This window comes from Pseudomonas sp. W22_MBD1_FP4 (assembly GCF_052113765.1).
Lineage (GTDB): Bacteria > Pseudomonadota > Gammaproteobacteria > Pseudomonadales > Pseudomonadaceae > Aquipseudomonas > Aquipseudomonas sivasensis.
Genome location: NZ_JBGQOI010000009.1, coordinates 224,003 through 232,459 on the forward strand (window position 1 = coordinate 224,003; position 8,457 = coordinate 232,459).

9 protein-coding genes are annotated in these 8,457 nt (G+C 62.0%); all 9 read left to right on the forward strand.

Annotated elements, in window-relative coordinates:
- The first annotated feature begins 120 nt into the window (after positions 1-120).
- On the forward strand, positions 121-978 hold the full coding sequence (locus ACEN2T_RS14355; protein WP_442116881.1) for a CoA transferase subunit A: 858 nt from the start codon (positions 121-123) through the stop codon (positions 976-978).
- Positions 978-1,757: a CoA-transferase subunit beta gene (locus ACEN2T_RS14360; RefSeq protein ID WP_032891547.1), complete on the forward strand. Its 780-nt coding sequence runs from the start codon at positions 978-980 to the stop codon at positions 1,755-1,757. Before ACEN2T_RS14355 ends, ACEN2T_RS14360 begins: the two co-directional genes overlap by 1 nt.
- Positions 1,754-2,956 (forward strand): 3-oxoadipyl-CoA thiolase, encoded by a 1,203-nt coding sequence (pcaF, locus tag ACEN2T_RS14365; RefSeq protein WP_177326468.1) that lies wholly within the window; start codon positions 1,754-1,756, stop codon positions 2,954-2,956. The genes ACEN2T_RS14360 and pcaF overlap by 4 nt, the downstream gene beginning before the upstream one ends.
- A gap of 17 nt (positions 2,957-2,973) precedes the next feature.
- Complete coding sequence (gene pcaH / locus ACEN2T_RS14370; protein ID WP_019817832.1) at positions 2,974-3,678, forward strand: protocatechuate 3,4-dioxygenase subunit beta; 705 nt, start codon at positions 2,974-2,976, stop codon at positions 3,676-3,678.
- Between the two features lies 1 nt (position 3,679).
- Positions 3,680-4,246 carry a protocatechuate 3,4-dioxygenase subunit alpha gene (gene pcaG / locus ACEN2T_RS14375; RefSeq protein WP_442116882.1) on the forward strand — a complete coding sequence of 189 codons (567 nt, stop codon included), beginning with the start codon at positions 3,680-3,682 and terminating at the stop codon, positions 4,244-4,246.
- A 189-nt stretch (positions 4,247-4,435) separates the two neighbouring features.
- Positions 4,436-5,731, forward strand: coding sequence for an MFS family transporter (locus ACEN2T_RS14380; protein WP_442116883.1), 1,296 nt, complete (start codon positions 4,436-4,438; stop codon positions 5,729-5,731).
- Between the two features lie 10 nt (positions 5,732-5,741).
- Positions 5,742-7,106 carry a 3-carboxy-cis,cis-muconate cycloisomerase gene (locus tag ACEN2T_RS14385; protein WP_032891543.1) on the forward strand — a complete coding sequence of 455 codons (1,365 nt, stop codon included), beginning with the start codon at positions 5,742-5,744 and terminating at the stop codon, positions 7,104-7,106.
- A 10-nt stretch (positions 7,107-7,116) separates the two neighbouring features.
- Complete coding sequence (gene pcaD, locus ACEN2T_RS14390; protein ID WP_442116884.1) at positions 7,117-7,908, forward strand: 3-oxoadipate enol-lactonase; 792 nt, start codon at positions 7,117-7,119, stop codon at positions 7,906-7,908.
- 10 nt (positions 7,909-7,918) lie between these two features.
- Positions 7,919-8,317, forward strand: a complete 399-nt coding sequence (gene pcaC, locus ACEN2T_RS14395; protein WP_032891541.1) for a 4-carboxymuconolactone decarboxylase — start codon at positions 7,919-7,921, stop codon at positions 8,315-8,317.
- The last annotated feature ends 140 nt before the right edge of the window (positions 8,318-8,457 follow it).

Consider the following 8,457-nt stretch of genomic DNA (forward strand, 5'->3'; position numbering starts at 1 on the left):
GTTCGATAATCGAACGCTGAGTCGATTATCGGATTGTTTGGCCCATTTCCCCGGCTTAATCTTCAAGCACTTCGGCGCCACCTCAGCGCCTTTTTCGATCAACACCGGGAGCCCAACCCCATGGCTGAAATTCTCACCCTGCGTGATGCGGTCAAGCGTTTCGTGAACGACGGCGATACCGTCGCTCTCGAAGGCTTCACCCACCTGATCCCTACCGCCGCAGGCCATGAAATCATTCGTCAGGGCAAGAAAGACCTGACGCTGGTGCGTATGACGCCTGACCTGATCTACGACCAGTTGATCGGTGCCGGCTGCGCACGCAAGCTGATTTTCTCCTGGGGCGGCAACCCGGGCGTGGGCTCCCTGCATCGCCTGCGTGACGCGGTCGAGAAGCAATGGCCGCAACCGTTGGAAATCGAAGAACACAGCCACGCCGACCTGGCCAATGCCTACGTCGCCGGCGCCTCTGGCCTGCCGTTCGCGGTACTGCGTGCCTACGCCGGTTCCGACCTGCCCAAAGTCAACCCATTGATCAAAAGCGTGACATGCCCGTTCACCGGCGAAGTGCTGGCGGCGGTGCCGTCGGTGCGTCCGGACATCACGGTGATCCACGCGCAAAAGGCCGACCGCAAAGGCAATGTGCTGCTCTGGGGGATTCTCGGTGTGCAGAAGGAAGCGGCGTTGGCGGCCAAGCGTTGCATCGTCACCGTGGAAGAAATTGTCGACGACCTGAATGCACCGATGAACAGCTGCGTGTTGCCCACCTGGGCCCTGACTGCTGTGTGCCACGTACCCGGCGGCGCGCATCCGTCCTACGCCCACGGTTACAACGAGCGCGACAACCGCTTCTACCAGGCGTGGGATCCGATTGCCCGCGACCGTAGGACGTTTACCGCCTGGATCGACGAATACATCCACGGCACTGCCGATTTCAGTGAATACCAGGCCAAGTTGGCCACCGCGCAGGAGGCCAAGTAATGGCTTACTCGACCAATGAAATGATGACCGTCGCCGCCGCGCGCCGCCTCAAGAACGGCTCGGTGTGCTTTGTCGGCATCGGCCTGCCATCCAAAGCGGCCAACCTGGCGCGCCTGACCTCATCGCCCGACGTGGTGTTGATCTACGAGTCCGGCCCGATTGGTGCCAAGCCCTCGGTACTGCCGCTGTCCATTGGTGATGGCGAACTGGCGGAAACCGCTGACACCGTGGTGCCAACCGGTGAGATTTTTCGCTACTGGCTGCAAGGCGGACGTATCGACGTGGGCTTTCTCGGTGCAGCTCAAGTCGACCGTTTCGGCAACATCAACACCACCGTGGTCGGTGACTATCACCAGCCCAAAGTACGCCTGCCGGGTGCCGGTGGCGCGCCGGAGATCGCTGGGTCCGCCAAGAGCGTACTGATTATCCTCAAGCAGTCGTCCCGTTCGTTTGTGGACAAGCTGGACTTCATCACCTCAGTCGGCCACGGCGAGGGCGGCGATTCACGTAAACGCCTGGGCCTGCCGGGTGCCGGTCCTGTCGGAATCATTACCGACCTGTGCATCATGGAGCCGGAAGAGGGCACCCATGAATTCGTGGTCACCGCGCTGCACCCTGGCGTGACCCGCGAGCAAGTGGTGGCCGCTACCGGTTGGGCGATTCGCTTTGCCGACCAAGTCAGCACCACCGCCGAGCCGACCGAGGTCGAGTTGACCGCCCTGCGTGACCTCGAAGCCCGCACCGCTGCCGCCCACGGCCAAGCACCGGGAGAAGCCTGATGCGCGACGTATTTATCTGTGATGCCATTCGCACTCCCATCGGCCGCTTTGGCGGTGGCCTGTCCACCGTACGCGCCGATGACCTGGCGGCATTGCCGATCAAGGCGCTGATGGAGCGCAATCCGTCGGTGGACTGGAGCGCGGTGGATGAGGTGTTCCTCGGCTGCGCCAACCAGGCCGGTGAAGACAACCGCAACGTCGCCCGCATGGCGCTGTTGCTGGCGGGTCTGCCGGAAAGCATTCCAGGCGTGACCCTTAACCGTTTGTGCGCCTCGGGCATGGACGCCATTGGCACCGCCTTTCGCGCCATCGCCAGCGGCGAAATGGAGCTGACGATTGCCGGGGGCGTTGAGTCGATGTCCCGTGCGCCGTTCGTGATGGGCAAGGCTGACGCGGCGTTTTCGCGCAACATGAAGCTGGAAGACACCACCATCGGCTGGCGCTTTATCAACCCCTTGATGAAAGCCCAGTACGGCGTGGACGCGATGCCGCAGACCGCCGATAACGTCGCCGATGACTACCAGGTTTCACGTGCTGATCAGGACGCCTTCGCCCTGCGCAGCCAGCAACGCACGGCGGCCGCTCAGGCTGCGGGCTTTTTTGCCGAAGAAATCGTGCCGGTAAGGGTTGCCCATAAAAAAGGCGAAACCGTGGTCGAGCACGATGAGCATCCACGAGACACCACCCTGGAAGCCCTGACCAAACTCAAGCCGGTCAACGGCCCTGACAAGACCGTCACCGCCGGTAATGCTTCAGGTGTGAACGATGGTGCGGCGGCGCTGATTCTGGCGTCCGCCGAAGCGGTCAAGAAACACGGCCTGACGGCGCGTGCCCGCGTGTTGGGCATGGCCAGCGCCGGTGTCGCCCCGCGTGTGATGGGCATCGGTCCGGTGCCAGCGGTGCGCAAGCTGGTGGAACGCCTGGGGTTGGCGGTCACCGACTTTGACGTGATCGAACTCAACGAAGCTTTCGCCAGCCAAGGCCTGGCGGTACTGCGCGAATTGGGTATTGCCGACGACGCGCCCCAGGTCAATCCGAACGGCGGCGCCATCGCCCTCGGTCACCCGTTGGGCATGAGCGGTGCGCGGTTGGTACTAACAGCCCTGCATCAGTTGGAAAAAACCGGTGGTCGTAAAGGCCTTGCGACCATGTGTGTCGGCGTCGGCCAAGGGTTGGCCCTGGCGATTGAACGCATCTAATAAGAGAGGATTGCTCCATGAGTGACAAGCCCGGTTACCGGCGCCCGCAAGCGGGCACCCAACCTGATTACCTGCACCCGGCCTACCAGTCGACGAACTTGCGTTCGCCGTCACAGCCGTTGGTGTTCCTGCCCCATTCCTTGTCGGAAATCACCGGCCCGACCATCGGCGCCGAGCGGATCAACGAGAAAGACAACGACCTCACCGCACAGCATGAAGGCGAGCCCCAGGGCGAACGCATCATCATCCATGGGCGTGTACTGGACGAAAACGGTTTGCCGGTGCCGGGCATTCTGGTGGAGATCTGGCAGGCCAACGCCGCCGGCCGCTACAACCACAAGCGTGACCTGCACGACGCGCCGCTGGACCCGAACTTCACCGGCACCGGCCGTACCGTCACCGACGCCGATGGCTGGTATCAGTTCCAGACCATCAAGCCCGGCGCTTACCCATGGGGCAATCACCACAACGCGTGGCGCCCGGCGCATATCCACTTTTCGCTGTTCGGCCCCAGCGTGCTGACGCGCTTGGTCACGCAGATGTATTTCCCTGGCGACCCGCTGCTGGAATACGACCCGATCTACAACTGTGTGCCGGACACTTCGGCCAAGCAGCGCCTGATCGCCAGTTTCGACCTGGAAAAAACCATTCCTTCCTATGCCCTCGGCTACCGCTGGGACATCGTCCTGCGCGGCCGCGACGCCACGCCGATGGAGAAATGAGATGAGCCTTTACGCAACCACGTCCCACACCGTCGGGCCGTACTACCACATTGGCCTGACCTGGCTGAACCGCGAAGACCTGACCGTCGCCGCCACCCTTGGTGAGCGCGTGGCGATCAGCGGGCAAGTGGTGGATGGCAACGGTGATGTGGTCAACGACGCCATGCTCGAAGTCTGGCAGGCCAACGCCGCCGGCAAATACGACCACCCGGAAGATGACCAGGACAAGGCCGTCGATCCCAACTTCGAGGGTTTCGGTCGGGTGCCGGTGGACGCCGAAGGGCGTTTTCGCTTTACCACGATCAAGCCGGGCGGCGTGCCGGGGCTCAAGGGCACGACCCAGGCGCCGCATTTGGTAGTGCTGGTGTTTGCCCGTGGCTTGGTGAAGCACTTGCTCACGCGGATTTATTTTGACGGTGAGGCATTGAATGGGGATGACGCGTTGCTGGCATGTGTGCCTGCCGAACGTCGTGGCACCTTGATTGCCAAGCAGGATGCTGACGGTGTGTATCAGTGGAATGTGATTTTGCAGGGGACAGATAAGGAGACGGTGTTCTTCGACTACTGAGTCCCTTGTCAGGGACCCATCGGGGGCGAGCCCCTTCCCACATTTGTTAGGCGGCGCGCTCAAAATGTGGGAGGGGGCTTGCCCCCGATGAGGCCAGTTCAGGAGATCCCTATCCAAATGTCTGCTTGCGGAACATGGTTATTGCAAAGTATGTCTAGGCTATAACCGTTCCCACTGAGTGAAAAAATCATGACAACAGCCACCAGTCACTACACCGGAGAAGAGCGCAGCAAACGGATCTTTGCGATTGTCGGTGCCTCCTCCGGCAACCTGGTCGAATGGTTCGACTTCTACGTCTACGCCTTCTGCGCTATCTACTTCGCCCCCGCATTTTTCCCGTCGGACGATCCCACGGTGCAACTGCTCAACACCGCCGGTGTATTCGCCGCCGGGTTCCTGATGCGCCCCATCGGCGGCTGGCTGTTCGGCCGGGTCGCGGACAAGCACGGGCGCAAAAATTCGATGATGATTTCGGTGCTGATGATGTGCGCCGGTTCGTTGGTCATCGCCTTCCTGCCTACTTACAAAGACATCGGCGCCTGGGCCCCGGCATTGCTGCTGGTGGCGCGGTTGTTCCAGGGCTTGTCGGTGGGTGGCGAGTACGGCACCACCGCGACCTACATGAGTGAAGTCGCACTCAAAGGCCAGCGCGGCTTCTTCGCCTCGTTCCAGTACGTCACCCTGATCGGCGGGCAACTGCTGGCGGTGTTGGTGGTGGTGATCCTGCAACAGATCCTCACTGAAGAAGAACTGCGCGCCTGGGGCTGGCGGATTCCGTTCGTGATCGGTGCGATTGCGGCGGTGATCTCCCTGTTGCTGCGGCGCACCCTCAAGGAAACCACCAGCAAGGAAACCCGCCAGGACAAGGACGCCGGCAGCGTCGCCGCGCTGTTTCGCAATCACAAAGCGGCCTTCATCACCGTGCTCGGCTACACCGCGGGCGGCTCGCTGATTTTCTACACCTTCACCACCTACATGCAGAAGTACCTGGTGAACACCGCCGGGATGCACGCCAAGACCGCCAGCTACATCATGACCGGCGCGCTGTTTGTGTACATGTGCATGCAGCCGCTGTTCGGCATGCTCTCGGACAAGATCGGCCGACGTAACTCGATGCTCTGGTTCGGCGCCCTCGGTACCCTGTGCACGGTGCCGATCCTGCTGACCCTGAAAACCGTGACAAGCCCGTTCCTGGCCTTTGTACTGATTTCCCTGGCGTTGGCTATCGTGAGTTTCTACACCTCGATCAGCGGCCTGGTGAAAGCGGAAATGTTCCCGCCGCACGTACGTGCCCTGGGTGTGGGCCTGGCTTACGCAGTGGCTAACGCGATCTTCGGTGGCTCGGCGGAGTACGTGGCCTTGGGACTCAAATCCATGGGCATGGAAAACATTTTTTATTGGTACGTCACCGGCATGATGGCCGTGGCCTTCCTGTTCAGCTTGCGTCTGCCGAAACAGGCGGAGTACTTGCACCACGATTTGTAAGGGACGCGTTATGACACTGCGCACGAGCAACCAACTGTTCGACGCCTACTTCACCGCTGACAGCATGGCCGAGGTGTTCTGCGACGAGGGGCGCTTGCAGGGCATGCTGGATTTCGAAGCCGGCCTGGCCCGGGCGCAAGCTCAGGTCGGGTTGATCCCGCCGTCGGCCATCGCACCAATTGCCCAGGCGTGCCTGGCGTCGCTGTATGACATGGACGCCCTCGGCGTGGCGATTGCCTCGGCCGGGAACTCGGCGATTCCATTGGTGAAGGCCTTGGGCAAGTTGATAGCCAGTGAAGATGCCGGTGCCGAGCGCTACGTGCATCTGGGGGCGACGAGCCAGGACGTGATGGACACCGGCCTAGTATTGCAACTGCGGCGTGCACTGCTGTTGATCGAAACCGACCTGGCCCGCTTGGGCGATGTGCTTGCCGCCCAAGCCCAGCGTTACGCGGTGACGCCGTTGGCCGGGCGCACTTGGTTGCAGCACGCCACGCCGGTCACGCTGGGGATGAAAATCGCCGGTTGGCTGGGCGCTGTGACGCGCAGCCGCCAGCGCTTGGCGGAGTTGAAACCGCGCTTGCTGGTGCTGCAATTTGGCGGCGCCTCCGGAACCCTCGCGGCGTTGGGTGAACAGGCGATGCCCGTGGCCGAGGCCTTGGCGGCCCAGTTACAACTGAGCCTGCCCGAACAGCCCTGGCACACTCAGCGAGATCGTCTGGTGGAGTTCGCCAGCGTGCTGGGTTTGATCGCGGGCAGTCTCGGCAAGCTGGGCCGGGACATCAGCCTGTTGATGCAGACTGAAGCGGCGGAAGTGTTCGAACCGTCGGCGCCTGGCAAGGGCGGCTCGTCCACCATGCCCCATAAGCGCAACCCGGTAGGCGCTGCGGTGCTGATCAGTGCGGCTACGCGCGTGCCTGGGTTGGTCTCGACGATGTTCAGCGCCATGCCCCAGGAGCACGAGCGCAGCCTGGGACTGTGGCATGCGGAATGGGAAACCTTGCCGGAGATTTGCCGGTTGGTGTCCGGTGCCTTGCAACAGGCGCTACTGGTGAGCGAAGGGTTGGAAGTCGACCCCGAGCGCATGAAGCAGAACCTCGACCTGACCCAAGGCCTGGTACTGGCCGAAGCCGTCAGCATTGTGCTTGCCCAACGCCTTGGCCGCGAAACCGCGCACCATCTGCTGGAGCAGTGCTGCAAGCGTGCGGTCGCCGAGGGGCGCCATCTGCGCGCGGTATTGGCGGACGAACCGCAGATCACCGCTGAGTTATCTGCGGCCGAACTGGACCGACTGCTCGACCCTGCCCACTATCTGGGCCAGGCCCATACCTGGGTCACGCGTGCTGTCACCGAACATTTTGAACTGACTGCCTGAGGAGGCCCCCATGCCATTTGTACAACTCGCCGAGGGCGACCTGCATTACCAACTGGATGGGCCGGTGGACGCGCCGGTACTGGTGCTGTCCAACTCGTTGGGCACCGACCTGCATATGTGGGACATCCAGATCCAGGCCTTCACCGAGCATTTTCGCGTGTTGCGTTTCGATACCCGTGGCCACGGCAAATCCCTGGTTACCGAAGGGCCCTACAGCATCGAGCAACTCGGCCGTGATGTGCTGGCGCTGTTGGACGCACTGGATATTCAACGTGCGCATTTTTGCGGGCTGTCCATGGGTGGCTTGATCGGCCAATGGCTCGGCATCCACGCCGGTGGCCGCCTGAACCGCCTTGTGCTGTGCAACACCGCCGCCAAGATCGGCACGCTGGAGATCTGGAACCCGCGCATCGAGATGGTGTTGCGCGATGGCGCGGCGGCGATGGTCGCCTTGCGCGATGCCTCCATTGCACGCTGGTTTACCGCCGACTTTGCAGCGGCGAACCCCCATCAGGCCCAGCAGATCACTGACATGCTCGCGTCCACGTCACCCCAAGGTTACGCGGCCAGCTGCGGCGCCGTGCGTGATGCGGATTTCCGTGAGCAACTGCGCTCGATCAAAGTGCCGACGCTGGTGGTTGCGGGCACCGAAGATGCCGTCACACCGCCGGCCGGTAGCCACTTTATCCAGAATCATGTGCAGGGGGCCGAGTACGCTGAGTTCTACGCGGCGCACCTGTCCAACGTTCAGGCCGGCGCTGCATTCAGCGACCGCGTGATTGAATTTTTGCTGGCCCGTTGAGGAGCTGTTTGTGGAAGAGAAACAACGTTATGCCGAGGGCCTGCAAGTACGCCGCGAAGTGCTGGGCGATGCCCATGTCGACCGCAGCCTCAATGCCCTGACCGAGTTCAACAGCGAGTTTCAGGAAATGATCACCCGCCACGCCTGGGGTGATATCTGGACCCGTCCTGGCCTGCCTCGGCACACTCGTAGCCTGATCACGATTGCGATGCTGATCGGCATGAACCGCGCCGAAGAACTCAAGTTGCATCTGCGCGCGGCTGCCAGCAATGGCGTGACCCGTGCCGAGATCAAGGAAGTGCTGATGCAGAGCGCGATCTACTGCGGTATCCCGGCGGCGAATGCCACCTTTCACCTGGCAGAGTCAGTGTGGGATGAGTTGGGTGTTGAGTCCCGGCAACCAGAGTAGATTTGAAACGCGGTCGAAATGTGGGAGGGGGCTTGCTCCCGATAGCGGTGGTGCAGTCTCCATAACCCTGACTGCACCCCCACCACCGTCTCTTCTCCCCACCCCCAAACCCCCAAGACACAAAATACTCCCTTGGGGGT

Bases quoted from the DNA above. Each gene is read 5' to 3' on its own strand.
- pcaG (WP_442116882.1), top strand. From the start codon at position 3,680: ATGAGCCTTTACGCAACCACGTCCCACACCGTCGGGCCGTACTACCAC.
- pcaH (WP_019817832.1), top strand. From the start codon at position 2,974: ATGAGTGACAAGCCCGGTTACCGGCGCCCGCAAGCGGGCACCCAACCT.
- ACEN2T_RS14380 (WP_442116883.1), top strand. From the start codon at position 4,436: ATGACAACAGCCACCAGTCACTACACCGGAGAAGAGCGCAGCAAACGG.
- ACEN2T_RS14360 (WP_032891547.1), top strand. From the start codon at position 978: ATGGCTTACTCGACCAATGAAATGATGACCGTCGCCGCCGCGCGCCGC.
- ACEN2T_RS14355 (WP_442116881.1), top strand. From the start codon at position 121: ATGGCTGAAATTCTCACCCTGCGTGATGCGGTCAAGCGTTTCGTGAAC.
- pcaD (WP_442116884.1), top strand. From the start codon at position 7,117: ATGCCATTTGTACAACTCGCCGAGGGCGACCTGCATTACCAACTGGAT.
- ACEN2T_RS14385 (WP_032891543.1), top strand. From the start codon at position 5,742: ATGACACTGCGCACGAGCAACCAACTGTTCGACGCCTACTTCACCGCT.